This is a genomic window from Gammaproteobacteria bacterium, from assembly GCA_029882975.1.
In the GTDB taxonomy this organism is placed as follows: Bacteria; Pseudomonadota; Gammaproteobacteria; order SZUA-152; family SZUA-152; genus JAJDNG01.
The window spans coordinates 39,080-64,416 of record JAOUJW010000004.1 but is presented as its reverse complement, the minus strand read 5'-3'; the positions used below and the strand labels follow the sequence as shown (position 1 = coordinate 64,416).

26 protein-coding genes are annotated in these 25,337 nt (G+C 47.6%); 7 read left to right on the top strand and 19 right to left on the bottom strand.

What is annotated here, in order from left to right; translation table 11 throughout:
- The first annotated feature begins 96 nt into the window (after positions 1-96).
- Positions 97-558: a hypothetical protein gene (locus OEY58_04425; protein ID MDH5324689.1), complete on the top strand. Its 462-nt coding sequence runs from the start codon at positions 97-99 to the stop codon at positions 556-558.
- A 113-nt stretch (positions 559-671) separates the two neighbouring features.
- Here the strand turns inward: OEY58_04425 and OEY58_04420 are convergent, their stop codons facing one another.
- Complete coding sequence (locus OEY58_04420; GenBank protein ID MDH5324688.1) at positions 672-1,049, bottom strand: hypothetical protein; 378 nt, start codon at positions 1,047-1,049, stop codon at positions 672-674.
- A gap of 405 nt (positions 1,050-1,454) precedes the next feature.
- Between OEY58_04420 and OEY58_04415 the strand changes: the two genes are divergently transcribed.
- The gene (locus OEY58_04415) at positions 1,455-2,183 is read left to right on the top strand and encodes a glutathione peroxidase (protein ID MDH5324687.1); all 729 of its coding nucleotides are present in this window, start codon (positions 1,455-1,457) and stop codon (positions 2,181-2,183) included.
- A 107-nt stretch (positions 2,184-2,290) separates the two neighbouring features.
- Here the strand turns inward: OEY58_04415 and OEY58_04410 are convergent, their stop codons facing one another.
- The 10 genes from OEY58_04410 to OEY58_04365 form a co-directional block, all read right to left on the bottom strand.
- Complete coding sequence (locus OEY58_04410) at positions 2,291-3,622, bottom strand: DUF58 domain-containing protein (GenBank protein MDH5324686.1); 1,332 nt, start codon at positions 3,620-3,622, stop codon at positions 2,291-2,293.
- Positions 3,623-3,656: 34 nt separating this feature from the next.
- A complete protein-coding gene (locus OEY58_04405) occupies positions 3,657-4,643 on the bottom strand; it encodes a MoxR family ATPase (GenBank protein MDH5324685.1) in 987 nt (328 codons plus the stop codon).
- The gene (locus OEY58_04400) at positions 4,640-5,911 is read right to left on the bottom strand and encodes a DUF4350 domain-containing protein (GenBank protein ID MDH5324684.1); all 1,272 of its coding nucleotides are present in this window, start codon (positions 5,909-5,911) and stop codon (positions 4,640-4,642) included. The genes OEY58_04405 and OEY58_04400 overlap by 4 nt, the downstream gene beginning before the upstream one ends.
- Positions 5,901-7,529: a DUF4129 domain-containing protein gene (locus OEY58_04395; GenBank protein ID MDH5324683.1), complete on the bottom strand. Its 1,629-nt coding sequence runs from the start codon at positions 7,527-7,529 to the stop codon at positions 5,901-5,903. The genes OEY58_04400 and OEY58_04395 overlap by 11 nt, the downstream gene beginning before the upstream one ends.
- The gene (locus OEY58_04390; GenBank protein ID MDH5324682.1) at positions 7,519-8,502 is read right to left on the bottom strand and encodes a stage II sporulation protein M; all 984 of its coding nucleotides are present in this window, start codon (positions 8,500-8,502) and stop codon (positions 7,519-7,521) included. Before OEY58_04390 ends, OEY58_04395 begins: the two co-directional genes overlap by 11 nt.
- A complete protein-coding gene (locus OEY58_04385; GenBank protein MDH5324681.1) occupies positions 8,499-9,191 on the bottom strand; it encodes an RDD family protein in 693 nt (230 codons plus the stop codon). Before OEY58_04385 ends, OEY58_04390 begins: the two co-directional genes overlap by 4 nt.
- Positions 9,192-9,219: 28 nt before the next feature.
- Positions 9,220-9,987 carry a DUF975 family protein gene (locus OEY58_04380; GenBank protein MDH5324680.1) on the bottom strand — a complete coding sequence of 256 codons (768 nt, stop codon included), beginning with the start codon at positions 9,985-9,987 and terminating at the stop codon, positions 9,220-9,222.
- Positions 9,988-10,018: 31 nt separating this feature from the next.
- On the bottom strand, positions 10,019-10,405 hold the full coding sequence (locus tag OEY58_04375) for a hypothetical protein (GenBank protein MDH5324679.1): 387 nt from the start codon (positions 10,403-10,405) through the stop codon (positions 10,019-10,021).
- 254 nt (positions 10,406-10,659) lie between these two features.
- A complete protein-coding gene (locus tag OEY58_04370; protein MDH5324678.1) occupies positions 10,660-11,349 on the bottom strand; it encodes an HTTM domain-containing protein in 690 nt (229 codons plus the stop codon).
- Between the two features lie 21 nt (positions 11,350-11,370).
- A complete protein-coding gene (locus OEY58_04365; GenBank protein MDH5324677.1) occupies positions 11,371-11,808 on the bottom strand; it encodes a hypothetical protein in 438 nt (145 codons plus the stop codon).
- Positions 11,809-12,028: 220 nt separating this feature from the next.
- On the opposite strand from OEY58_04365, the gene OEY58_04360 reads away from it, so the two are divergent.
- The 5 genes from OEY58_04360 to OEY58_04340 all read left to right on the top strand — a co-directional run bounded on the left by OEY58_04360 (position 12,029) and on the right by OEY58_04340 (position 18,176).
- On the top strand, positions 12,029-12,736 hold the full coding sequence (locus tag OEY58_04360) for an SLATT domain-containing protein (GenBank protein ID MDH5324676.1): 708 nt from the start codon (positions 12,029-12,031) through the stop codon (positions 12,734-12,736).
- A 95-nt stretch (positions 12,737-12,831) separates the two neighbouring features.
- Positions 12,832-13,320, top strand: a complete 489-nt coding sequence (locus OEY58_04355; protein MDH5324675.1) for a hypothetical protein — start codon at positions 12,832-12,834, stop codon at positions 13,318-13,320.
- 373 nt (positions 13,321-13,693) lie between these two features.
- Positions 13,694-14,638: a substrate-binding domain-containing protein gene (locus tag OEY58_04350; protein ID MDH5324674.1), complete on the top strand. Its 945-nt coding sequence runs from the start codon at positions 13,694-13,696 to the stop codon at positions 14,636-14,638.
- 122 nt (positions 14,639-14,760) lie between these two features.
- On the top strand, positions 14,761-15,705 hold the full coding sequence (locus tag OEY58_04345; GenBank protein MDH5324673.1) for a substrate-binding domain-containing protein: 945 nt from the start codon (positions 14,761-14,763) through the stop codon (positions 15,703-15,705).
- Positions 15,706-15,734: 29 nt separating this feature from the next.
- On the top strand, positions 15,735-18,176 hold the full coding sequence (locus tag OEY58_04340) for an ATP-binding protein (protein MDH5324672.1): 2,442 nt from the start codon (positions 15,735-15,737) through the stop codon (positions 18,174-18,176).
- Between the two features lie 2 nt (positions 18,177-18,178).
- Here OEY58_04340 and OEY58_04335 read toward each other — a convergent pair whose 3' ends face one another.
- The 8 genes from OEY58_04335 to OEY58_04300 are packed head-to-tail and all read right to left on the bottom strand — an operon-like array spanning position 18,179 to position 25,336.
- The gene (locus tag OEY58_04335) at positions 18,179-18,499 is read right to left on the bottom strand and encodes a cytochrome C (protein MDH5324671.1); all 321 of its coding nucleotides are present in this window, start codon (positions 18,497-18,499) and stop codon (positions 18,179-18,181) included.
- 15 nt (positions 18,500-18,514) lie between these two features.
- Positions 18,515-19,276: a NapC/NirT family cytochrome c gene (locus OEY58_04330; GenBank protein ID MDH5324670.1), complete on the bottom strand. Its 762-nt coding sequence runs from the start codon at positions 19,274-19,276 to the stop codon at positions 18,515-18,517.
- Positions 19,277-19,295: 19 nt separating this feature from the next.
- The gene (locus OEY58_04325; protein ID MDH5324669.1) at positions 19,296-20,240 is read right to left on the bottom strand and encodes a prenyltransferase; all 945 of its coding nucleotides are present in this window, start codon (positions 20,238-20,240) and stop codon (positions 19,296-19,298) included.
- Between the two features lie 18 nt (positions 20,241-20,258).
- A complete protein-coding gene (locus tag OEY58_04320) occupies positions 20,259-20,534 on the bottom strand; it encodes a hypothetical protein (GenBank protein ID MDH5324668.1) in 276 nt (91 codons plus the stop codon).
- Between the two features lie 17 nt (positions 20,535-20,551).
- Positions 20,552-22,309: a nickel-dependent hydrogenase large subunit gene (locus OEY58_04315; protein ID MDH5324667.1), complete on the bottom strand. Its 1,758-nt coding sequence runs from the start codon at positions 22,307-22,309 to the stop codon at positions 20,552-20,554.
- A gap of 2 nt (positions 22,310-22,311) precedes the next feature.
- On the bottom strand, positions 22,312-23,592 hold the full coding sequence (locus tag OEY58_04310; GenBank protein MDH5324666.1) for a (Fe-S)-binding protein: 1,281 nt from the start codon (positions 23,590-23,592) through the stop codon (positions 22,312-22,314).
- A complete protein-coding gene (locus OEY58_04305) occupies positions 23,589-24,248 on the bottom strand; it encodes a hypothetical protein (protein MDH5324665.1) in 660 nt (219 codons plus the stop codon). Before OEY58_04305 ends, OEY58_04310 begins: the two co-directional genes overlap by 4 nt.
- Positions 24,245-25,336 carry a hydrogenase small subunit gene (locus OEY58_04300; protein MDH5324664.1) on the bottom strand — a complete coding sequence of 364 codons (1,092 nt, stop codon included), beginning with the start codon at positions 25,334-25,336 and terminating at the stop codon, positions 24,245-24,247. Before OEY58_04300 ends, OEY58_04305 begins: the two co-directional genes overlap by 4 nt.
- Position 25,337 lies beyond the last annotated feature (1 nt).

Sequence of the window (25,337 nt, the reverse complement as noted above, 5' to 3'; positions counted from 1 at the left end):
CGGGGGCCAGTCAAAGCAGTCAAAAAAGGGGGCTATCCTCTTAGGGGTAGTTGCACATAGCTCATATAACTAACGTATAAGAAGGGGTTTTTCATCATGAAAATAGCAAGCGTTACGGCAAAATTAATCACAATTTGCTTTCTTGCATTTGCATGCACAACTGCATTCGCCGGGGGCAATGAAATTAATATTGATGTGAATGAATGGAGTTTAAAAATCAACAAATCCAAAATCAAGGCCGGTTCCATTAGCTTTGATGTGCTGAACAGCGGTAAGGAAACACATGAACTGGCTATTATCCGGCTGGATAATAAAATGATGGCGGATGTGGGTAAGTTACCCGTCAACAAACACGGCGGTATCGACGAAGACAATATGAACTTCGGTGAAGTTGTGGGTGAAATTGAGGACATCGTCTCCGGCAACAAAGCCAGCAAGCATTTTAAACTGGCACCCGGTCGTTATGCGGTAGTCTGCAATATCCAGGAAACCGAGCCCGATGGTTCCGTGGAAGCCCACTATTCCATGGGTATGCGTGCATTATTGGAAGTGGAATAAGCCGGCGGGCAAAAAAGACAGGGGGTTATTCTACCCCCTGTAGTCCGCTACTGCCCCCAGGAATATGCTTTCGTAGTAATCACCTGCACGGTACGCCGCCCCGATGATCTCACTTATCCTTGCTTCCATCCCGGCATTGCCTTTCCCAAAGCCAAAAACCAAATGCCTTGAAATACACGCACAAACCACCATACTAGTGCCACAATTGTAATAAGGTAGCCAACGCCATAGAACAGGGTACCCATACCTGCCATCACCAATACCGATACAAAAATAAACGTTCGAATTAACCAATGGTGATGACTGGCCAGCAGGTTCAAGTCCGTTTTATTCGCGACTTCGACTCGCCCTAAACAATGTTCGTATTGTTTGGATTTAAAGTGACTGACGGCGCAGCCAAAAAAAGCGGGGATAAATAAAACATACGATAAATAGCTGCCCCACAGAATGACCGCCTGAGTTTTGTTGACTTGGCAAACACTCGCTTTCATGTGGACCTCCTAGATGCTGTGAGCCGATTGTTCCGGGCTCATTACAAAAAAGCATAACAAAGAAAATTGGGAATTGTTCAAGCAATAACCACTTTCACTATCCATGAATTCGATGACCCGGTTCTTCGTCGTATCCTTTCCTTCGGTTTTTGAAGCAATTAGCTAATTACTTAGTTTATACGTAGGCAAAGCACCCGCAAGAATCTCTGATTTTACTGATGAAACAACAGGAGGCTTACCACCGCGGTAAACTCCAGCGACATCGAGAGATAATCGGTATTACCTTTCGTTTTCATTCGATTAAACGATTTTACCTTTCATCATCCAGGTCCGATAATTTGTCTCAAGAATTGCAGTGTTTGTCTCAGTGAAACAGTTTATAACTATTTGATATATTGGAGAAAAATGATGGAGAATCGTGAAGGTCAAAAAGTTCCGGCGGTTACTTTTCGCACTCGGCGTAACCACGAATGGCTCAATGTAAGTTCGGACGAAATCTTCAAGGGTAAAACGGTTGTGGTTTTTTCCCTGCCGGGTGCCTTTACGCCCACTTGCTCGTCCACCCATGTTCCTCGCTACAATCAATTGGCGCCTGTATTCAAACAAAACGGTGTCGATGAAGTGATTTGCATTTCCGTGAACGATGCCTTTGTCATGAATGAATGGAAAGCAGAACAAAAAGCGCATAACCTCACCTTCCTGCCCGATGGCAACGGTCACTTTAGTGAAGGCATGGGCATGTTGGTGGACAAGGAAGACCTGGGATTCGGCAAACGCTCCTGGCGCTACTCCATGTTGGTTAAAGACGGTGTGGTAGAAAAAATGTTTATCGAACCCAACAAACCGGGCGATCCGTTTGAAGTTTCTGACGCTGATACCATGTTGAATTATATCGCCCCTGACGCGACCAAACCTAAAAGCGTCAGTATTTTTACCCGTCCGGGATGTGAATATTGTGTTCGTGCAAAAGGCCTGCTCAATGATGCCGGACTGAGCTATGAAGAGTTGGTCCTTAACCGGGACTATACCGAGGCCACTTTACGTGCGATTTCCAAAACTTCCACTGTACCGCAAGTGTTTATTGACGGAGAGCACATTGGTGGTGCGGAGGATTTGGAGCGCTACTTGGCCTAAACCTAGTCGCGTCGGGTTTTTACCCGTTGCTTTTTGCCATAGTTTGCAGACATCGTTTGTTACCATGGCCGGTGACTCCTCCCCCGGAGTCACCATTTTTTTTGACTTTAAATCCTACCGCTGCGTTTTAAGTTCAGGTATTGATTGGCCAGATCGATATGAAAATGTTTGGCCAGGGAATCGGTAATCACCACTCCCTGCTCCGCCAATCGTTCCAGGACCCGTTGACGCTGTTCTTTAAATTGCAGCACACCGGTGTATTGCAGTGCGCTTTCAAAATCATTTACTTGAGTGGACTCGACATCATCCAGAAACTGCTCGCGAATACTGGCTACCATGACCAAATGATGCTTTGCCAGAGTTTTCGTGGCCACCTGTAAATCCTGGCGGTCCTCTTCACGAATATTACTGACAATAATCACCAGTGCGCGCTTACGCTGATAGGCCATCATGATTTCGGCAGCCTGAATAAAATCACTGGTATTGGTGGTACTGTGTAAATCGTAGATGCGATTCAACAGGGTATTAATAGACGTCTTTCCCTTAACCGGCGGGATCCAGCGAGTGTCCCCGGCAAAAGTCAGCAACCCCGCAGCATCGCCTTGATTTAACGCCATGTATGCTGTCAGTAATACCGCATTTAACGCTTGATCAAAATGACTCAGTTCACCATCGTGGGTACGCATACGTCGACCGCAATCCAATAGAAAAATAATATCCTGGTCGCGCTCGTCTTCGTATTCCCTGGAAATGAGCTTCACATGTCGCGCGGTGGCTTTCCAGTCAATCTGCGACATGGCATCGCCTTTACGATACTCACGCAGTTGGTGAAAGTTCATGCCTTCACCGCGACGTTGTTGTACGTGTATACCTAATTGGTTGATTTGTTGACCGTGTTCCAATTTTAAGAAAGTATTGATATTGGCAAAATTGGGGTAGATCTTCACGGTGGCCGGCTCACCCGTTTTGATGCTGTAATCCCACAATTTCCATCGCGACCGTATGCGCAATTCAACGTTTCCGAACTGCACGTCACCGCGAATCACCGGTTTGGCCTCATAATGGATCTCAGCGTATTCCATGGCCGGAATAATAATGTGACAAGGAAAGGCATCGACCACAAGCTGCTTAGGGAACTGATCGAACACTGTCATCTCCAGTGCACGTTCGAAGGGATTGTTTATGGTTAATTTGATGGCATTGGAGGCCCCCAGAGAAAAACTGCCCGGCATTTCTCGGCTTACACTCACCATGCGGACTTCACGCAGAGCAAAGGCATCCATAACCGCGACGAAGAGCACGCCTAGGCCGCTCCCCCACCACAGCATGACATAGAAAGACACCTGTTCCGACGTCAACCAAGACCTGGCCAACGCCAGTCCCAGCGCGAGCAATACCCATAGCCCGAGAACACGCAGTTGAATATTACTGGGTCTCATTCGTCGCAGCCACTACAATTCATACCAATATTCATCACAGGCGTGGCGCTTCTACGGTATCCAAAATTCCCGCTAAAACGTTGTCTGCCGTTTGGCCGTTAATTTCCATATCCGCAGATAAAATGATTCGGTGTCGCATCACCGGCAGTGCCATCGCCTTAACATCATCAGGTAATACAAAATTTTCCCCGCGCAAAAAAGCATTGGCACGCGCCGCCCGAACCAAACCGATACAGGCCCTGGGACCGGCGCCTTTCACAATGGCGGGGCTGTTTCGCGTTGCCCGGACAATGCGCACAGCATAGTCCATCACTTGTTGGTCTACAGCGATATTCGCCACCATTTTTTGCAGTTGCAGTATATCTTGCGGGGTATGTTTGGCATCGCCCACATCCACCGATAAGGCGTCGTCGACGCTACCATGGGTGACTGCTTGAGTCAGCTTCACTTCGTCCTCGTGACTGGGATAGTCGATAAATATTTTCAACAAAAAGCGATCCAGCTCCGCTTCCGGTAAGGGGTAGGTGCCTTCTTGCTCAATGGGATTCTGAGTAGCCAATACCATAAAGGGTAACTCCACCGACAGACGTGTTCCTTCGATGGTGACCTGCTTTTCCTGCATGACTTCCAATAAAGCCGCCTGGGTCTTTGCCGGTGAACGATTAATTTCATCAGCCAGTAGCAGGTTGGTGAACACCGGCCCTTTGCGTACATGAAATTTACCTTCGCGCATATCGTAGATGGTGTGGCCGGTAATATCCGCAGGCATAAGATCAGGCGTAAATTGTATACGCTTATGACTGCCATCGAAACAAGCTGCCAGGCTCCGCACCAGCAAGGTTTTACCCAATCCCGGCACCCCTTCAATGAGTACGTGACCGCCGCATAGTAAAGCGATCAACACCTGATCAACCACGTCGTTCTGACCAATCAGGATGCGGCTGATGGACTGGCGAATCGCGTTCACTTTTTCACTGGCAACGGCAGTGCCGTTAACCATGCTGTCTGAATCATCATTCATAATCGATTTCCAATTTTTTGTATTAAACTGATTACGTAATAAAATTCGTCTTCCGAATCAATATCGGTACGATATAACGCCATTTCCACATCCGCTGAGGAAATGTCACATTGCTCTCTAAGCCAATCCTTTTGTCTGGTTTCGTCCAAAGCACTAAACCGGGGATTGGCCCGGTGGATTTTCCGAAACACAATGGCATGCATATCCTCAATCAATTTTAACCGGTGCTTCGAACGCCAAAAATAACCACTGGTGGCACTGATGTGCTCGTCCAGACTACGCCGGGTGGTAACATCCAGTTCCCTCACGGGACCAAATCGCTTGGTTTTGATAAGTAACCAGATAAACAACCATACCAAGCACGCCAGCAGCAATTCGGGTGTATGCTGTTGCAACAACTCGAACAGAGTAGGCATTTGCATACCATAAACCAAGAGCACATTACCCTTGTCTCCCAACAGTATGGTAGCCAAATAAGCGTGGTCTACTTTTTTGATTTGTTCAATGTTCCAGATCTCAGCATCTGCCAGCACAGTCAACAATCCCGTGCCCACTTCAAACTGCATAATCTGCGCACCGGCACTATTGCCATCCCAATAAAAAGGCGTAGGGCCGTTGTGTTTTTCACCGGACAAGGTCGGATGTTTTAAAGCGGAACCCCGATCAAAATGAATACGCAGTGGTTGATCTATGTTGTTAAAAAACAATTTTGTCAGTTCCGAATCGGGAATGGAATTGTCTATTTTGTTCTCAGGTATAGTATCCTTTGCAGTCTGGTCCGGATCGGTTTTGGCTTTTTTATTGGCGTCACGCAACAGCTCACTCAGTTTTTTGTCCAGCAAGTCTTCGTTTTCGGTTTGTTCCTCACAATCACAGTCAACCTGTTCCTTGCTCACACTAAATTGCTCTAACAAAGCGTTTTTTTCATCTCCGCTGCTGATGTGAGCGCCCACCACCAGATTCCCCCCCTGCTCCATCCATTGCCTCAAAGCGCTGAGCCGATCTGCTTTTTTCAACTGACGAGTATCGGTAATTAAAATCACACCGCTATCCGGCAACTGATCCAATTGGGCCATGCGCGCACTACTTTGTACCGTATTACCGCGCAACTGCAAATACTGCTGTAAGGCCAAAAATGGATTACGCTTGGCCTTGGCACTCCAACCTTGATTAACGGTCTCTTCATAGGTCTCTATAGACACATAAAGAACATAACCTATCAGCCCCAGGATCAAGCACAACACCGCCACACCCACTTTAAGCTTCATGAGAAAATATCCCCGGCCAATCCCGACATAAAGCCACTACATCCGACTCTTCCGGCATGCGATGCCCGTATGCCAGTCGTTGCCAAATGCGCGTCAACTTCTGCATATAAACATCCAACTCCTGCAAAGCCGATTGGTGAACGATGTCCGCGCATTCCTTTTCCGTATGCGATTCGTTGAACTCAATGTGATATTGGTGAATCAAGCGAGATAATGTGGCTCGATATAGCAGTCCCAAGGCTTCACGGGCCGCACCGCTTTGCCAGATGGACAAAACTTTGTCGGGTACGTTTTCCGGAAGACTTTCTTTACGCACATCCAGGCCAAAAAGAATTTCCGGAGGCTGCACCTTGGGTTTCCTCGACGGGCGCATACCCTTTGCCAGTGATTTTATATAGTCGCGATAGTGGTAGACCAAGAACACCACCAACACAACCACGCCAACCCATAACAATATCTCCAACATTTTCGCCAAAAGTATTGCCAACCCGCTGATATTGCTCTTTTCGTCATCCGGTTTTGATTCAGATTGATATTTTTCCAAAAACTCAATAAAGTTAATCAGCCATTCGGGTATTTGATCGCTTTCTTGTAAATCCTTGCTGTTTTTAAAACGCCAGTGGGTTTCCGTTATCTCCTGATTAAAGTCCTTGCCTTTTAGAACTTGCTCAATATCTTCCTGAGATCGTTGTGCGGCTGGTGTTAAAACAAATTTAGCGGGTTCAACAGGAGTTGCTTGTTGCTCCTGGGCATAACCTTCCGCTGCCGGAAAACACATTAAGCCCAGGAACAACAACAGTATAAGCTGCGCAACGCTTCCTACGGCAGATTTATTGCTTGTTTCGACAGGGCTTGACTGGCCAGAACCGCTTTGTCCAAACGGCAACTGGCGCGCCGCTAAGTGCCGGAAACGAATTTCAATATCCCATCCTTCCAAGGAAATACGCCGACTGATGTACAAACTGAAACCCGATAAGGTATAAAACGGGGCAATCAATACCATGGCAGTGTAAGATAAACTGTTAGCCAGCAATTCTACAAACTGTTCTTCCGACTCAATAAAACCCAACCAGTTAAAATCCACTTCTTCGGGAATAAACATATAGATCATTCCCACGGCTCCCAGCAATAGGGCCGCTTCCAAATGAATACAAACCGCTGTCAACCAGGTTGCGGCATTGCTGGATTCAATATGCAATACCCGTAAGCGCTGCCGTCTGGGGGTTCCTTTTAAACCTTCTAATAAGGTCACCGGCATATCAAAGGAACGACTAAAACTAAAGCGGCGCCAAGTAAGCCAGGCCAGGCTGTCTTTCCAGGCAAAAGACCACATGGCTCGAAGCGCGGCAGGAACGGTTACGGTTTCTCCAAACAAAGAACGACTGGCCATATACAATGGAACCCGATCCCAAATGGGTTTAAGCCACCAGGTAATCGTAATACCGATCCATAAGGAGTCATAAAACAACACAGTTAACAATACAAATACCGGTAAACTGGGTAACAGCCAAGCTAAGACCAAAGCACGATACTGTTTGCGCGCCAGCAACACACCCAGATCCAATGCTTCCCAGGCATTACGCTCCCGAGCAATAATACCGATGCGACTAAGATCCATGGCGCGAACCCCGGCCGGCGAAAACACAGTAAATGATCACCAGCAACCACAGCAGCGCACCCACGCCGTATTTAACTTGTGCAGGCAGTAACGAACTGGAGGACCAGAACGCTTCGAGAAAAGCGGCAATCACCAGAAACAAGGCCGCGCCATACATGATTTTTACCGCGTCCATGGACGCGAGTTTTAAAGACGTCATACGCGTATACTGGCCCGGCTGGATCAGCGAATAACCCAACTTAAGCCCCGCGGCCCCGCAAAATACAATGGCGGTCAATTCAAAGGCACCATGTCCAATCACAAACGGATAAAATGTGGAAACAAAACCCAATTGGGTCAAATGCCCTGATACACCGCCTAAAACAACTCCATTAAAAAGCAGAAAAAATATAGACCCCAAACCAAAAAACACGCCGCCGGCAAAAGTGCGAAAACCAATTCCGATATTATTCTTAATATAAAAACCAAACATCATCAGATCAGTATCCGATTCTCTTTCGCGCCCCACGATTTTCGCTGTGGGATCATACATGCGCTCCATGGATTGCACTTCACTATAAGCCATGGCACTGTAAATCATTTCTTCTTTCTGGTAGCACAGCAGCCCAAAGATCAAGGCAGGCCCGAGAAACAGTGCCAATGAGATGTAGACAAACGCTTTATTTCGACGTAATACTTGAGGAAATCCCGCGGCAAGAAAGTGCACCCAGCGATAACGAAACCGACCGGGACGTCGATATAAGTGATGGTGACCACGCATCACCAGTTGATTTAAATACTCCACCAAACCCGGTGTATAGCGTCTTTGCTTAGCCAGGGCCAAATCGTGACAGGCTTGGCGATACAGTTGCGGTAACTGTTCGGAACCTTGATGAGACTCCCGTGCAAACTTAGTTTTAGATAACTCTTTTAACAGCCTGTCCAGTTCCTCCCAGTGATGGCGGCAACTGTCTTCAAAATTCTGCTGTCTCATTTCGCCCCCAGCAACCAGGCTCCGATACCGTGAACCGTTTTGACGGCAGCCTCGTTCTCTTGCTTGATCACATCTTTTAAAATCTGTGCCAGTTCTTCCTGCCGGGCTTGAGTTAATTGCTTATGGCGCTGGGCAAAGTTTATAAAAGCAATCTGATCATCCAGTTCAAGAGCCACAGGTGCCATCACGGGCTCATGGTCCGGCAGTTTTTCCGCTTTTTTCAGTGGGCGTCGGTGAATCACAATGGTACCCGCGGCCAAATCCCCCAACCGTTGAAAGTTACGCCCCATACTCATGGCAACCAAACCAATAAGATAAGCAAACGGCATAAAATCCGCAGCCCTAAGCAGGTTTCGCGTCACGGAAGCACCCCAGGTCACCGGGGTCAGGTCTTCATTTACCACTGCCAGCTTCAGGCTGCGTTTGCCCGGTGTCTGGCCGCGGTAGAATACCTCGAAAAAGACAGGATAAAACCATTCCAGCAAAAAAGTCACTACTAAAAAAACACCCATGCCCATTTTGCCGAAGAACGCCAACACAATGAACAAACCAAATAAAATCAAACTGCGATAGAACACATCGATCGCATAAGCCAACACCCGGGGCACCGGCCCGGCTAACTGCGCTTCCAGGTCAATGCCTTCGGGTGTTTCAACAAAATAAGCCGTATCTACGGTTTCACGTTCCAAAAGTCATGTCCAAAATGCACCGGGCATTTTATGCAGCGTTGGCCGCCTCAATGCCGAAAATGTTTCTGTACACCACTCCAAATGCGATCAACATGAGTGGTACGGTCCAGATGAGCCCAATAAACAGTGGAATCACGCTGATGACGACAATTATCCAGACTAACAGACCCAATCCAACAAAACGGAACCAACACTTTGATACCGCTTTACGCGACGCTTCCAGTGCCTGCCAAGGGCTCAAACCTTTTTCCACCACCAAGGGCACCGCCAGGTAATACGCCACCATCAGATAAATACCCGGCAGAACGAGCAATATTAAGCCAATCGCAATCATGATATACATGATCAGTGCAGTGATTGCCAATGGTAAGGTTTTGTGGAAATAAGATACCACTTCCGTTGGCGACACGGCGACACCCGCAGCCATTTTGAGCCCCATCATAAACAATCCGGCACCCAAGGGTAATGACACCACAGTTACAATGACCTGGTTCAAAAATGCCCCAACAATCACGTCCGATGCAATGGGCTCTCCCGGTACCAATTCGGTTGCAAACCCCAAGGCTCCCAGAACAACAGGCACCAGGAATGTAACCGGTAAAACAACCACAAGGTAAAGAATTGCAGCCAAAAAAACGGTCAGCTTGTTTCCTTTGGTCTTTGCCCAAGCTTCATTAAGAATGTCATTGATAAAAAACTGAAACTGACCTGTAACGCCTCGCTCCAATGAACCGTATCCCTCGGTGGAAGGCGCTTCTGTCAACTGGGCCTCGGGCGCTTTGTAAATATCACTCATTGCAAACCTCCACTAACTTAATTGGCACGGGTTATAGCGTTCCTGATTGGGACATGACGGGAATAGCAATAGCCAAAACCATCCCGACGATCATGATTCCGGTTAATACCAGGGCCCAAACAGACCATTTTTTCTGCACACGGTTAAAATGTTCCAGACTGTCCCAGCGCTTATTTTTCCAGGCCCACTCCCTGCCTTTGATTCCCAATACAATTGCAACCACAAAGCCAATATAAGGAAGGAATGCCAATAAGCCGACCCAGGTTTTGTTGCCGATGGCCCAAATCCAGTTGAGTAAAAACGCTCCCCAACTCCAGCCCTTAACTCCAGGAGGACATTCGATAGCACCGCCCATACCGGAGTTGTTCTCGGTGTCAGTCATTAATTCTGCATCGGGTGTTTTGTACACGTCATTCATTTGTTTTTCCTCTGGCGAGTTTGTGATAACGGGCAAATAGCCATCAGGAACAGGACGTTACCACAGGCCCTGGAGATCACCTAGCAAGCCGTTTCTAAATGGTTATATTCACGTTTTAGCCGTGAACTGGTACTCCAAACCCATCTGAAATTTGTTTATTCCAAAAGATGGGTTCTTTTGGGTTTGTGCCATTAGCGGGTGGAAATTCTGTAAACTTTAGTTCAAATTCCAGTCGCCTACAGAATCGGAACCGATCAATATTTAGACAGCAAATAGGATTGGAACCATAACACGGAAGGATACGCCGAGATCCAGATCCAAAAAAACCGATTCAAACCAAACAAACAGGCATTAGCAAAGTGAAACACAGCGGCAATGCCCAAAGCCAGAATCATTGCCGGTCGAAACAATAAGGCCAAAGGAAACAACAATTCAAAACCCATGACACACCAAGACATGCCCCACAGCAAACGCGGCTGGGTGCTCCAATCTCTAAGGGACTCACTGACCGGGTAAGTTGAAAATCGAAACACGTCGACTAAGGCCAGGCCACTGCGCCAATCCGGGTTGAGCACTTTTACCCAACCGGAAACAAAATACGACAGGCTCAGTTGCACAGCCAAGTAAGCCAGTGCCAGCTGCTGCCAATAAACCCCAGGTGCCCAATAAGCTGCACACAAGCAACTCAAAAGGAGTAAGCTCATACGATCGGAGCCGCCGTTGTAGGGTCCTTGGAAGCGATGCAAAACCAACAAGCTCAGAACTAAGAGCAGAACACTAACCCAAGGGGTATGAACCCCTATCAGTAGCAACAGAGCCAAAACCAAGCGGGGAAAAAACAAGTAGCGTACGTTGCGGCAAGACTTTAAGTGTTCCAAGCTCTGCAAGCTAAACGCAAAACCCATTAACAGTTCGGTGGCACGCAGACTGTCCTCAAAGCTCATATCTCCGCCTCCAAAGCTTGCTCAAATATTCGCCAACGCTTTAGGCAGAGACATATAAGCCACTTCCTGTAGCAATTCTTGTCCCTGCCGGGACAAAAGCAACAAACGAAAGCGGATATGGCTTACACCCTGCTGTTTTGGATAGAGCAAGGTATGGTCCCTTTTTAATCGATACAAAATTTCCGCTTCACTGTGTGCTGGATTCACCCCGGCTAACAGTCGCTCGGCACAACTAACCACGAATAAGGTTTCATTCCACTTTGGGTTCCAAATCACGCGCCATAACATCGGAATTGGACTCACGTGCTTGGGTTGAGGTCGATAAGGTTGCCAGTGCGGTTGGGGCTCGCTTGCATTGCAGAGCAAGGCGTATTCTAACCGTGGTGACGGCGCAATTTGATCAAAAAACCGCCAAGAAGGTATCAAGGCTGGGAACAACAGTTTTAGTGAGTGCAACATGGCATCCGAGTCCGGTTTATCAGCCCATCCTGGCTGTATTGATTGTGATTCAAGAAATATTCCACAACCGACTTACGCTCCCGGAACCAAAAACCAAACCCGCCGGAGGCGCAAAAACCCTCCCTGAGGCAAGGCCGCTGATCGCCTCTCGCTTCCTGTGGCTAATGCGAATGGCTATAATCCATGAAACAACGCCATTACTGGCAATTCGGAGAAAAACATGTTCTGGACGACCAAACCAACACCGGAAAGCTATTTGGATGAGATAGACAAACTGCACATCAAAAAACCGGTTACATTGGAACAGTTAGACAGCATCTATCACAATACGGTACAGCGTGCCCTTACCGACATGCATTGGTACCAAAAACGGCAACGGCGCTGGCGCACCGGGTCACGTCTGATTCGAGGCGTGGTTTTTTTAATGTTATTGGTAGGCGCTGTGATTCCGTTGCTGCAACCGGACAAAGCTCAAAACGGCTATATCGCCCTGGTCATTGCCGGATTGAGTTTTAGTCTCGACAAGATTTTTCTGGTTTCGCAAACCTGGGTCCGCTATATGTCAGCAGAAATGGCCATCAAAACCCTGATCCTGGAATTTCGCTATGACTTTCTTATCACCCGGGCAGGATTAGACGACAACCGCGCCGATAGCTTATCGGAAACCATATTGGCCGGTTTTAAAACGTTTTTGCTCAAGGTGCATCAGGTGGTAACCGATGAGACCAACGCATGGTCCATGCAGTTGGATACAGCTCTGAAAATGTTGGGTGATACCATGAAGAAGCAAACCGAACTCAGCGAACAAAAAATGAAAACCCTGGAACAAATGGAACCGAAGCTGAGCGTGACGCCATCCAAAGGCAAGTCCAACGAAAGAAAAAAATCGAGCCCGGCTAAGCTGCTCGATACCATCGACCACAATTGAATGGTAACGGGAAAATGGCTATTAAGAAAAATCCGCATTTAAATGCGGGTAGAAAGGAACAAACGGTGAAGCTGAATGATACAGGAGCCTGAGTCATGAGAACCGCATTTGCACTGGCTTTTCTAGTGGTTTTGTACCTTTCTTTGGTATTTGAAACCGGGGTTTTTTATCATGCAACACAAAGGGTACTGGACTGGCTCAACCAACCACAAGGCAGTGGGTACATGGGCTGGTATATAATGCTAAGCTTGGGGGCCGGATTTTTATTTAAAATAACTTATTTCGACACACTGAAACTAAATCGCGTCACACGTCAATTGCTTGAACGCATCAAAACCCATGGAGCTACTGCGGAGAAAATGGAAAATTCCGGCTATGGCAATGTGCGATTGAGAGCAAACATCATATTCCAGGATTCCGGATTCCTGTTCACTATAAAACAGACCACCGGAAATACGGACAATGATGTATTGTTTTCCAGAAAGTTTCTCGACTGGAATTCCCTGCAACAGTTTATTGCGCGTGAAACCAGTTTTAATCTACACGATTTTATGCATGGTATAGAACCGCAAAACGGTGTTTAATGCCGCTATCACCAGCTCCATAAGCTGTCTGTCCCGGACCCTGTGCCAACGTTAAACGGCTCAACTAAAATCTCCGCTTACACGGTAGAATAACCACAGAAACCCATACACTCGATTAGAATCTTTCTAAAGCACTTCGTTCCGCGTACTCGGGAGCCTGGGGAAGACTGTTACAGTGTTATTAACATCACCGGCTGGTTGGCAATGACTTTAACGTTATTACAATTACGATAAACACGGATATCGAATATCACTATAGTATATAATTCCCTGGCACCTACCCAAGGTGCCTTGTTTCAAAGGCTGTTTCAATCCGGGCCCAATAGAGGTTAGAATATTGACACATCTGTAACATTTTTGTGGGAGAGATATCGTGTTCAGTAGGTTTTGCCGCATCGCTTTTGTTTTGTTACTAATATTAAATGTCAACATAGCCCACAGTGCACCCGAAGGAAAGACAACGACTAAGCAGTTCGTGGTTGGCTTCGCTCAAGATACCTTGAGTATTGACTGGCGCGCACGACAGGTAAATGAAGTAAAGCAAGCTTTGGCAACCCATCCCAATGTACAATTTATTGTTAAAGATGCCGGTGGGCATACCGAACAACAAATACGGGATGTAGAGAGCCTGGTCAATGAAGGCATCGATCTGCTCATAACCAGCCCAAGGGACGCACAGTCGCTGGCGCCTATTATCTCTAAAACTTATCTCAAGGGAATTCCAGTTATTTTGCTGTCTCGCAAAGTGAACACGGAAGACTACACCACTTTCATTGGCCCGGACGATGTCGCCATCGGTGTCAAAGCAGCACGACGGCTTGCCAACAAACTCAACGGAAAGGGAAAAATCATAATGTTGAGCGGGATTCCGACGACCACCACCGCAATGGAACGTGCCATAGGATTTCGTAACGGATTAATTGCTTTCCCAGGCTTACAAATCGTTGCTGAAAAATACGCCAACTATCAACGCTCCGATGCAATACAGGCTATGGAAGGCATCATTGAATCGGGTGTACGCTTTGACGCCATCTATGCCCAAAGCGACAGCATGGCAACCGGCGCTCGAATGGCGCTGCTTCAAGCCGGGATTAAACCAAGCAGTAAACAGATTATCGGCGGTGATTATATAAAGGAAGCCAGACAAGCCATACGCATCGGCGAACAGGACGCTACATTCACCTATCCCACGGGGGGTAAAGAAGGGGCACTATTTGCTTTAAAGATATTGAACGGTAAAAAAGTACCCAAGCACGTCGCCTTGCCCTCCGTAATAGTGGACAAATCCAACGTGGATTCTATTGAACCCATTTTCTGATTTAGCTTGTTCTATACTTAAGCCGGTATCGGCCTGAAATCAAAAGTTAATGATGGACGGCTTTTTGCAAAGTTCGCTGTCCCCCGGCAGAATTGGCCAAAAACCGACTTCAGGATGAAACTATGGACGTGCCAGCTAACGTATTGATCCGTATTATTATTTTATGGAAAATTCTAACGCTCGGATTGATAACCGGGCCACTGCAAGCATCAGAAAAACAATTCATCATTGGTTTTGCCCAAGACACCATGAGTAATGACTGGCGTATCCAACAAGTCAAAGATGTGGAACAAGAATTGGCAAAGCATTCCAAAATCCGCTTCATCGCGACGGACGCACAGGGCCAAACAGCAAAACAAATATTGGATATTGAAACCCTGGTCAAGAAGGGTATTGACCTCTTGATTACCAGCCCGAAAGACGCCTACGCCCTGACACCGATCGTTGCAGAAACCTACAAAAAAGGGATTCCTGTCATTCTATTGGATCGGCGCATCAACGGCGACCTTTACACCACGTTTATTGGCCCGGACAATATGGCCATTGGCGAGCTCGCGGCAAAACGAATAGCCACCCGGCTCAAAGGCAAGGGCCGTATCATAATGCTGGGAGGAATCCCCACGGCAACTCCGACGATAGAACGCAGTTTGGGATTTAAAAACGGACTGTTGGCCTACCCGGGATTAAACATTGTCGCAGAGAAAACCGCAAACTATTTGCGTGCCGACGCCATTCAAGCCATGGAAGAAATAATCCATTCAAACATTCAGTTTGATGCCATTTACTCACACAGTGACAGCATGGCCACCGGTGCCCGTATGGCATTGTCACAGGCGGGTATCGCTACAAAAAATATTTGCATCATAGGTATCGACTATATCGAAGAAGCCCGCCAAGCCATCCGTGCAGGAGAACAGGACTCGTCCTTTACCTACCCTACGGGAGGCAAAGAGGGCGCCGTATTTGCCCTGCGAATATTAAACGGGATGCCGGTTCCCAAGCATATCCCCATCGCTTCGATCATGGTGGAAAAATCCAATGTGGATAAAGTAAAACCCATATTCTAATCTGAAAATATCCACACAAGAGCCCATTAATGCCTCTACTAAACCTCAACAAACTTAACAATAAACTGCTATTGTTTTGGTCCGGCTCTTTGCTCCTATCCCTTTTGCTTATTGGCCTTTTGTTTCGATACATGCTCACGGAGTTGTATAGCAGTAACGCATCTCGATATATCACTCAAGCCTATATTTCCCTGCAGGAACAAATAGCCAATCGCATGGAGCAAACCAAAGACGTGGCCGCAATTTTTGCCTCTCGTTCTGAGCTGATCGCTTCGATGAATATGATCAACAAATACGAAGACCGCAACAACTACCAGGCCATACTTTTCGATGTAGAAAAAAGTCGCATCGCCCGTGAAAGCGGTCGACTCATCCAATCAAATAACATTGAACATGTTTTCATACAAAACGAGCATGCCGGCTTGGTGACCCTGGCAACGAAAACCTCCAGCGGTGACAACCATACCAAGGGCGCCGGCATCCATCTATACCATTCAAGCTATGACAGAGGTGAATTGAAATTTCTTCATACACAAAAAGAAAGCGGCACATTTACCCTCGCCTCGTACCCAAATTCCGCCATCACTATATCTGAACTCATTCGTATACCCTCTAAACCCCGTGCGCGTTTGTTTGTTGCAAACAATACCCTGCATATTGAAAGTTTGACACCCATTACTCAATCTAACCAGGGAGGAATCGTCGGCTGGATTCACTTGGTAGACACCCTGGATGAGGAATTTTTCAACAGTGTCATGCAAAGATATAAACTGGAGTATTTCATTAAATTACCTGGTGGAGAATCCAGCGGCAACCCAAGACTGCAGACCGCAGAACAGCACAACATACCGTTGCTAACCATTTCCACAAAAACAACGCCGCAATGGTATACAGAAAATATTAACAATTTCTTCACCGGCTCCACCCGGCTGCCATTGGACTCCGGTGAGACTGTATTGCTATCCATAGGAGTCAAAAACGAATCCCTGACATCGACTATCGAGCTGTTTTCCAAAGCCATGTGGCTGGCCGTGTTCTTTATTGTGTTTATATTGGCACCGATCGGTTATCTCTTTCTGCGCCGCTTTGTCTCCTCCCCTGTAGATAGTCTGGTCAACAGCATTAAATCGCTAAGCAAGGATACTGTAGACCTGAACCTAAAAGATGCTGAACAGGATGAGCTGTCTTTCCTAGCCGCTTCCGTACAATCCATGAGCCAGGCGATCAAGGAGCGGGAGGACGCTTTACAATACAGCGAGGCGAGAGTTCGAATATTATTGAACTCAACCGCAGAAGCCATCTACGGGATAGACACCAACGGGCTATGTACCTTTGCCAACCCCGCATGTGCTAAACTACTGGGGTTTCAATCCACGCAACAACTGCTTGGCCAATATATGCATCAATTGGCACACCATAGCGACACCAACGGTCGGGCTGTTGCATTTAAAGAATCTCATATCTATTTAACACTGAGCCGGGGAACAGGTACCCATTCCGACAAAGAAGTTCTGTGGCATCGCGACGGAACGTGTTTTCCTGCGGAGTATTGGTCATTCCCAATTTATGAAGATAAAAACATCAGCGGCGCGGTTGTAACTTTTATTGACATTACGGAACGCAAGCGAAACGAAAAAGAACTGAGCAACTACCGGGAAAACCTGGAAGAACTGGTAAATCAACGCACGCAGGAATTGATCGTTGCCCGCGACCAAGCGACCGAGGCGTCGCGAACCAAATCCGAATTCCTTGCCAATGTGAGCCATGAATTGCGTACGCCGCTAAACTCCATTATCGGCTTTACCGCAATTATTCAAGATGGCATGACCGGACCGGTGACTGAGGAACAATCCCGACAACTGGCTATGGTGTATTCCAGCGCCAAACACCTATTGGGACTAATTAACGACATTCTCAATTTGTCCAAAGTCGAAGCCGGCAAACTCAGTTTGTACAATGAAACCTTTGAGTTGCAAACATTACTGGAAGAGTTATTAAAATCTGTAGAACCCATGGCCGGAGTCAAGAACCTTAAACTCATCATCGAAATCCAAGATGCACCAAAATCCTTGTACAGCGACCGAGTAAAGCTGCATCAAATATTGCTCAACTTGGTGAGCAATGCCATCAAATTCACTGAAAAAGGTACCATAACCATTCGTTGCCTGTTGGCCCAAGCAAGCCCCAGGGAATTACTTATTGAAGTCATCGACACCGGTATTGGCATGGACGAAGAAAACCAACAACGCATTTTCGAAGCGTTTCAGCAAATTGATGGCAGCGATTCCCGGCGCTATGATGGCACCGGCTTGGGATTAACAATCAGTAAAAGTTACGTTGCTCTGATGCAAGGCACTATATCCGTAAGCAGCCAACTCGGAGCCGGCAGCTGTTTCAGCGTTCGCCTACCCATCGCAAAACCCCAAAAAGTCACCACCCCAAAAACCAATCAAACGGTCACACTACAGTAGCTCTATTTTGCCGCCTGATGGCACTTGTTACAATTGTCTTTAGGGGCAAAAGCGGGTTTGCCATTATGACAAGAAAAACAAAATTTCGTACCTGCTTCATGATCTGTCAGTTTAATTTGTGTAGTACCCTTTTTCATCTGGAACAGGACAGGATGGCATTTCTCGCAAGTAATACCTTTACCCGCATGACTGTCACCCTTAAAGGTTACTTTTCCCATTGGACTTTTGACAAACTCCACATTCATACCTTGAGGTACCGCAATTACCGAAGAACCGAACGCGAAGAAAACGGATACCATCAGCAGGGTGATAAGCTGTTTCATAGCAATCTCCTTTTCTCAATTAACACCGGACTCATGACAAACTTTACAATCCAACAAATCTCTGTGGCTGGTATGCATAAACTGTTTAAAATTTTCTCGCGCATGATTCATCTGCCTATGGCAGGCAAGACAGCTAACCAAATCCATAGTCTCCACAGTTGGGTGAGACGGCGAAAACAAGTGGCGCTGTTGATGACAGCTCAAACACAAGCCAGCTATCCCATTTTTCCTGGCCGAATCCGTGGTTTTGGGCAGACCGTGAGCCACTCCACGATGACAATCAACGCAGGATTTTTCCCCGCCACTGTCCATGGCGCGTGCATGAGCTTTACGAGCATGTAACCCCTGTTTTGCGGCAAGCATGCTTTCATAATTATGGCACAAAGTACACGGTTTCGAACCGTTGCGACGCAACTGCGACCAGACTTTTTCAGCCATGGCTGCACGTTTGCCTTCATATTTTTCCGTTGTATCGATACGGCCTAACATATGGTAATAAACCTCGGTAATCTTGGAGAACTTCGCCAACAATTTGGCAGGATAAGTCTGAGGCAAGTGGCACTGATGACACGCCGCCACAACACCACTGCGATTGGAATAATGTGGTGATTGCACATACTCCTTATAAGCCGTTTGCATCTCGTGACAATTCAAACAAAAATCGTTGGCACTGGTATATTCCATAACCTGATGTGTTCCGACTACAATAATCAACATCGCTGCCGCGCCAAAGAGCAGGCAGACAATTCGGCCTTTGATTTTCGAAAGAGTCAACATTTTCCCGATGGACTCAGCATCAAACCATACTCGCGGCACAGAACGTGAGCCAAAGCAGGTTTACAATCATTATTCCAATGGATGACTTTATTGCGACCGGCATGCACTTGGCTTTGACATACCAGGAACGAATACAGGCGGACACATAAAAGCTTAATGGCAGCAACAACACCGGGAAAAGTAGCGCAACTATGGGCAAGGAACCGTTCCCCACAGCAAAAAGAACAAAGGTCAATGCCAGCAAATTTGACGCCGTATACAATTTGGCACTGAACTTCACCCCGTACCTCACTGCTAAAGTTCGTTTACCGTGTTCGGCATCCGCCTGCATATCCGGTATACTATTGATCAATAGCACATTCGCCACCCACAATCCTGCCGGGACAGCCAGTAGCAATATTTCCCCGGAAAATTGCCCTGTTTGCAGCCATGCAGCTCCCACCACGGGAAGTATGCCGACGGCTACTGCCACGGCCACCTCCCCTAGCCCCAGACCTGCCAGATTGATCCTGGGGTCGGAATGCCCCAAACCAATCAAAAGACCCGCCAGGCCAAAAAACAAAACAATGATTCCTTTGTAAAAAACCAAAATACCCCCAACCACGCAGGCCGTGAGAAGCAATGCCGCGGCCCAATACTGCATTTGAGACAGACTGAGGATGTGTTCTTGAATCACACGGGAACCACCGGTAAAAGGCGCAATAAACTCTCTATTGGCCTGATCCGAACCATTGATCTCATCGCAAACATCATTGTACACATTGACGGCAGCGTTCACACAAACAACTGCCAGTATGGCCAGCAAAAACACGGAAACATTAATCGTTCCCAATTGTTGATACGCCAAAGCGGTTCCTAACAACAAAGGCATAAGCGGCGCTATGAAAAAGTGCGGTCGGGTAGCCAGTAAGTAATCGTGAATGGTTGAATGATGATGACTATGATGCGGAATACTCGTATGCATAACAACCTCGCAATCGTTTTATGACTCACGTTTCTCGGTTTCGTTTACATGCAATCCTGCGTTTCTCAGCAACATAAATACCTGTGCAACAGTTGCCAACAAACATAGCGAAGCAAGCAAACCCAATAGATAATCCGGGTGAGTTAAACGTTGCAGTATAATTTCACGCAAGGAACTCAACCCTACACTCATATCATGTACACCCGCATGTGCCCAAATCGCCGGACTGTAAACTCCAACGCTTATGAACACCACGAGTTTACGAATCCACCCGGTAACTCTCCAATTTTCCATAACGGCTCCTTTATCCGTCACATCACCTTTAGCCGCATAAGTTCCTGCCCTTGCGGATCACTAATATGTACGGCACAGGCAATGCACGGATCAAAACTATGTATTGTGCGTAGAATTTCCAATGGCTGCTTTACATCGTATAGCTTATGCCCAACCAAAGCCGCTTCATACGGACCCGGCTGCCCCAAAGCATCTCTGGGACCGGCGTTCCAGGTGCTGGGAACCACGGCTTGATAGTTGTCAATTTTACCATCCTTGATTACGACCCAATGGGCCAACGCACCCCTGGGCGCTTCCGTGTAACCCGCGCCCTTTGCTTCACTCGGCCATGTGGATGGGTCCCAATATTGTTCGTTAAAGGTTCTTAAATCTCCCCCTTTGATATTTGATATCAGCTGATCCAACCAGGATTGCATAGCATCTCCAATAATTTTGGTTTCCAAGGTACGTGCAGCCGTTCGACCCAGGGTGGAAAACAAGGCACTCACGGGAATGTCTAATGTTTTTAAGGTCCGGTTCACCAACTCCCGTGTGGCATCGTGTCCCGTGGCATATAGCGTCAACACCCGCGCCAGGGGCCCCACCTCCATCGGTTTACCGCGCCAGCGAGGCGCCTTTAACCAAGAATAGGATTTGTCTGTATCCAGAAATTCATACGGGGGAATAGGCCCGTCGTATTTCAGCTGGGTTTCTCCCACATAAGGATGCAAGGGCTTTTCCTTACCTGCACTGTAGTCATACCATGACCTGGCGACATATTCATGAACCTGTTCCGTATCATTGAGGTCCACGGGATACACTGTAGTTAAATCTCGATTCAGAATGGCGCCGCGAGGTATCAGCAACTTGTCCAGCTCATCCGTGCCACCCAAAGGAAAGTCGCCATAACACAGAAAGTTACCCGTCCCTTCCCCTATTGCACCCCAGTCTTTGTAAAAACCTGCAATTGCCAAAGTATCGGGCACATATACCTGATCCACAAAACTGCGCATATTGTCTATGACATTTTGCATTTCCTGTAGGCCGTTTTGATTTAACGCTGTTGCATCCGCACCGGCGAGTTCGCCACTGTCTGCAACAGGAGCATTAATACTAATCGCGGTGGGTGAACCGCCGACAACAAAATTGGGATGAGGATTTTTTCCACCCAAGATCGTATGCAATTGCACCACATTGCGCTGCCACTGCAAGGCCTCCAGATAGTGCGCCACTGCCATCAGGTTTGCTTCCGGCGGTAACTTGTACGCCGGATGGCCCCAATAACCATTGGCAAATATGCCGAGTTGCCCACTTTCCACGAAAGTTTTGAGTGTTTTCTGAGTATCTGCAAAGTATCCCGGTGAGGATTTGGGGTATGCCGGACTGACCGTTTGCGCCAAACTGGAAGTGGCTGCGGGATCGGCTTTTAAGGCAGATACCACGTCAACCCAATCTAAGGCATGCAAATGATAGAAATGCATGACATGATCGTGCACAAACTGGGCAGCTATCATTAAGTTACGTATCAGCTGTGCATTTCCAGGTATGCTATAGTTTAAGGCATTTTCTACTGCCCTAATAGAAGCCATACCGTGTACCAAAGTGCACACACCGCAAAACCGTTGCGTAAAAGCCCAGGCATCGCGCGGATCCCTTCCTTTCAGAATAATCTCAATACCCCGAACCATCGTACCGGAAGACCACGCCTCGGTAATGGTTCCCGCATCGCTGCGGGCTTCAATACGTAAGTGACCTTCAATTCGGGTTATGGGGTCCACCACTATACGTTCGCTCATGGTTACTCTCCACGTGTTACTGTCACGTCGTCGCGTTTTATCTGAGCGGCGATAATTTCGGTCAAGCCAGTCACTTGTATGTTGTCCATGTGATAGTACTCCAATCCATCTTCCAACATATTGCGGCAGTTGGAACAAGCAGTTACTACTCTATCAACATTCATCGGCTCCAACTGTTTTCGCTTACGGTTAAAAGCCACCAAACGCAAGGTCTTCGCCCGTTCATTGACACCCACACCACCACCGCCACCGCAACACCAGTTAAAAGTACCGTGGTCTTCCATTTCAACAAAGTTTTCCGCCACCTGCTGCAACAATTTACGCGGTTCCTGATTAATACCTCCCCTGCGTGCCAGCTGACAAGGATCATGAAAAGTCAAACGCCCCGATTCCCTGGTATGAGTGAGCAACTTACCTTCGTCTTGCAACTGAGATAAAACCTCCAGGATATGTTTCACCTCAAAAGGAAAGGATCTTCCCAACAAATTGGGACCCTCCCAACGCAAAGCCATATAGGCATGACCGCATTCCGGACTTATCACCGTTTGCACCTGCAGCCTCTCGGCCTCTGCCACAATGCGTTGTAATATCTGTGCCGCCAGATCACTGGAACCCATATGCAATGCAGCATTGGTGGCTTCAAAACAAGTAGAGCTCAAGGTCCAGCTCACCCCTGCTCGTTGGAATATCAAGGCTACGGATGACAGAAATTCCGGGAACTGAGCTACCTCAGCCGAAGACAGCAATAAAAGGTATTGCGCACCCTTTTGATCCTGAGGAATGGACCGACCCGTTTCCCGCTCTATGTGAACCACTTGTGCTTTTAAAGTTTGTGGCGTTACGCCCATGGGGCTGCCCTTGTCCAAGGTATTTTTTACACTATGTTTTAAATCTGAAGGGACGTAACCTGATGCGGCCATTGCTTCTCGCATTTTTCGCAACATATAGACAATATCATTTCCCATGGGACATACCAGAGAGCAACGACCACACAAAGTGCAACTATCATAAACCAGTGGTTCCCAACGCCGCAGATCCTCATCGTTGACCGCCCGACTCAATCCCAAGGCCTTAAACACTTTCCCCCAAAAGGTATACTCCTGCCACCACACCTTGCGCATCAACTCCAGTTTTCGTATCGGGGTATACAGTGGGTTTTGAGTTTCGGTATAAAACATACAAGCATCGGCACACATACCACAGTGTGTGCAACTGCTAAAGAAGCTGGCCACGGGACTGTCTATTTGTTCAATCAGAGTATGAACTGCCGGGTTGGTGTTCATGTTTTTACTCCCCTATACCCACCCAGGGCACCGTTATACCAACGCGATACAAACAAGGTAACCATATGGGTCAATTTGGTAAAAGGAATTACAACGAGAAGCATCTCAACGCTGGCTAAATGCAACACCATGGCCGCGGTATAGGAAATTCCCATAGGATGCATTAAGGCAAACCCGGTAAGCAGTGGCAGCACGGTTAAAATCCAGGCCAGGATATCCTGATAATTTGTCAATGCGCGAACCACCGGATCCAATATTCGATGAATTAGAATGGCAAACAGGGCGGTTATACTCACCAAGGTAGCCACATCAACAGCAAACGGTGGCAATGCCGGCCAGGATACGTGCAAAATACTTTTGAAAACCAGGATGTGTTGCTGCAGAAAAAATACGGCCAACAACAATCCTATATGAAAGGTGTAACCACTGATTAAAGTAAAATATCCACGGTGGGTCATGCCGGGATGAAAAATAGAACGTCTCACAATGCATAACAGGCCTTGCATAAGATACGGTTGGCGCGGCACAGACAAATCGCGACTTTTACCACTGCTGATAATGCGAATGACCCGGTATACCAGCCCAGCTAAAAAAATTACTAAAGCCCACTTTAGGCCTGGTCCACGTAACCACATGAGCCACTCAAGTCCGCTCATGGTTTTTCCTCCAAAGCTGCGACCGTCACTTTTTCATGTGTCTGCAAATGTTTGTTGCGCTTGTGGCGGTCATAAACACCATAGGCCCCGCCGATCGCCGCTCCACCTGCCACCGCAGCTAACGCTATTTTGCTTAACGGTGTACCCGGCTGAGCCAAGGGTTGGTAAAATCTGCCCATGTCCCAAAAATCCGGTTCCGAGCAACCTAAACAGGGATGCCCGGATTGGATAGGAAAACTAACGCCATTGTTCCACTTGCTGGTGGCGCAAGCATTGTGTGTCACCGGGCCACGGCAGCCTAACTCGTACAAACACCATCCTTTTCGGGCGCCCTCATCATCAAAGGTCTTGGCAAACTTCCCTTGATCGTAAAAGGGGCGCCGGTAACATCGGTCGTGGATGGTATCACCATAGAAAGAAATGGGTCGATGCAACTTATCCAAGGGCGGTATGGTTCCAAATGTCAGATAGTGCGCCAACACCCCGGTAATCACTACCGGTATGGGAGGACAACCTGGCACGTTAATAATTGGCTTATTTTTTACTAAATGTGTGACCGGTACCGCCCCGGTAGGATTCGGGCTTGCGTGAGGCAAACCGCCAAATGCGGCGCAGGTTCCCACTGCAACGATGGCAGCGGCTCCGGCGGCCACCTCACTTAGCATTTGCATATTCGTTATACCGGCGATGGTAGAATACACACCGCCGTCTTTGGTGGGTATGGCGCCATCAACAATGAGTAAATATTTTCCATAAGCCTCTGCCATGGCCTTGGTTCTGGCTTGCTCTGCTGCCGTACCGGCAGCGGCTTGAAGAGTATGGTGGTAATCCAGGGATACTGCATTTAAAATCAGGTTCTCCACGGAAGGTTTGTTAGAGCGGGTTAGGGATTCGGTACAGCCAGTGCATTCTTGAAACGACAACCAAATAACCGATGGTCTTCTGGTCTGTCCTAACGCTTTGGCAATGGCCGGCGCCATACTCGGAGGCAAAGACATAAGTCCGGCCATGGTGACACAAAATTTCAAGAAAGCCCGACGCGATACACCCTGATTCCGGAGAATTTCCGCTATGGTGAGATTGGACATA

Bases quoted from the DNA above. Each gene is read 5' to 3' on its own strand.
- OEY58_04425 (MDH5324689.1), top strand. From the start codon at position 97: ATGAAAATAGCAAGCGTTACGGCAAAATTAATCACAATTTGCTTTCTT.
- OEY58_04420 (MDH5324688.1), bottom strand. From the start codon at position 1,049: ATGAAAGCGAGTGTTTGCCAAGTCAACAAAACTCAGGCGGTCATTCTG.
- OEY58_04415 (MDH5324687.1), top strand. From the start codon at position 1,455: ATGATGGAGAATCGTGAAGGTCAAAAAGTTCCGGCGGTTACTTTTCGC.
- OEY58_04410 (MDH5324686.1), bottom strand. From the start codon at position 3,622: ATGAGACCCAGTAATATTCAACTGCGTGTTCTCGGGCTATGGGTATTG.
- OEY58_04405 (MDH5324685.1), bottom strand. From the start codon at position 4,643: ATGAATGATGATTCAGACAGCATGGTTAACGGCACTGCCGTTGCCAGT.
- OEY58_04400 (MDH5324684.1), bottom strand. From the start codon at position 5,911: ATGAAGCTTAAAGTGGGTGTGGCGGTGTTGTGCTTGATCCTGGGGCTG.
- OEY58_04395 (MDH5324683.1), bottom strand. From the start codon at position 7,529: ATGGATCTTAGTCGCATCGGTATTATTGCTCGGGAGCGTAATGCCTGG.
- OEY58_04390 (MDH5324682.1), bottom strand. From the start codon at position 8,502: ATGAGACAGCAGAATTTTGAAGACAGTTGCCGCCATCACTGGGAGGAA.
- OEY58_04380 (MDH5324680.1), bottom strand. From the start codon at position 9,987: ATGAGTGATATTTACAAAGCGCCCGAGGCCCAGTTGACAGAAGCGCCT.
- OEY58_04375 (MDH5324679.1), bottom strand. From the start codon at position 10,405: ATGAATGACGTGTACAAAACACCCGATGCAGAATTAATGACTGACACC.
- OEY58_04370 (MDH5324678.1), bottom strand. From the start codon at position 11,349: ATGAGCTTTGAGGACAGTCTGCGTGCCACCGAACTGTTAATGGGTTTT.
- OEY58_04365 (MDH5324677.1), bottom strand. From the start codon at position 11,808: ATGTTGCACTCACTAAAACTGTTGTTCCCAGCCTTGATACCTTCTTGG.
- OEY58_04360 (MDH5324676.1), top strand. From the start codon at position 12,029: ATGTTCTGGACGACCAAACCAACACCGGAAAGCTATTTGGATGAGATA.
- OEY58_04355 (MDH5324675.1), top strand. From the start codon at position 12,832: ATGAGAACCGCATTTGCACTGGCTTTTCTAGTGGTTTTGTACCTTTCT.
- OEY58_04345 (MDH5324673.1), top strand. From the start codon at position 14,761: ATGGACGTGCCAGCTAACGTATTGATCCGTATTATTATTTTATGGAAA.
- OEY58_04340 (MDH5324672.1), top strand. From the start codon at position 15,735: ATGCCTCTACTAAACCTCAACAAACTTAACAATAAACTGCTATTGTTT.
- OEY58_04335 (MDH5324671.1), bottom strand. From the start codon at position 18,499: ATGAAACAGCTTATCACCCTGCTGATGGTATCCGTTTTCTTCGCGTTC.
- OEY58_04330 (MDH5324670.1), bottom strand. From the start codon at position 19,276: ATGTTGACTCTTTCGAAAATCAAAGGCCGAATTGTCTGCCTGCTCTTT.
- OEY58_04325 (MDH5324669.1), bottom strand. From the start codon at position 20,240: ATGCATACGAGTATTCCGCATCATAGTCATCATCATTCAACCATTCAC.
- OEY58_04320 (MDH5324668.1), bottom strand. From the start codon at position 20,534: ATGGAAAATTGGAGAGTTACCGGGTGGATTCGTAAACTCGTGGTGTTC.
- OEY58_04315 (MDH5324667.1), bottom strand. From the start codon at position 22,309: ATGAGCGAACGTATAGTGGTGGACCCCATAACCCGAATTGAAGGTCAC.
- OEY58_04310 (MDH5324666.1), bottom strand. From the start codon at position 23,592: ATGAACACCAACCCGGCAGTTCATACTCTGATTGAACAAATAGACAGT.
- OEY58_04305 (MDH5324665.1), bottom strand. From the start codon at position 24,248: ATGAGCGGACTTGAGTGGCTCATGTGGTTACGTGGACCAGGCCTAAAG.
- OEY58_04300 (MDH5324664.1), bottom strand. From the start codon at position 25,336: ATGTCCAATCTCACCATAGCGGAAATTCTCCGGAATCAGGGTGTATCG.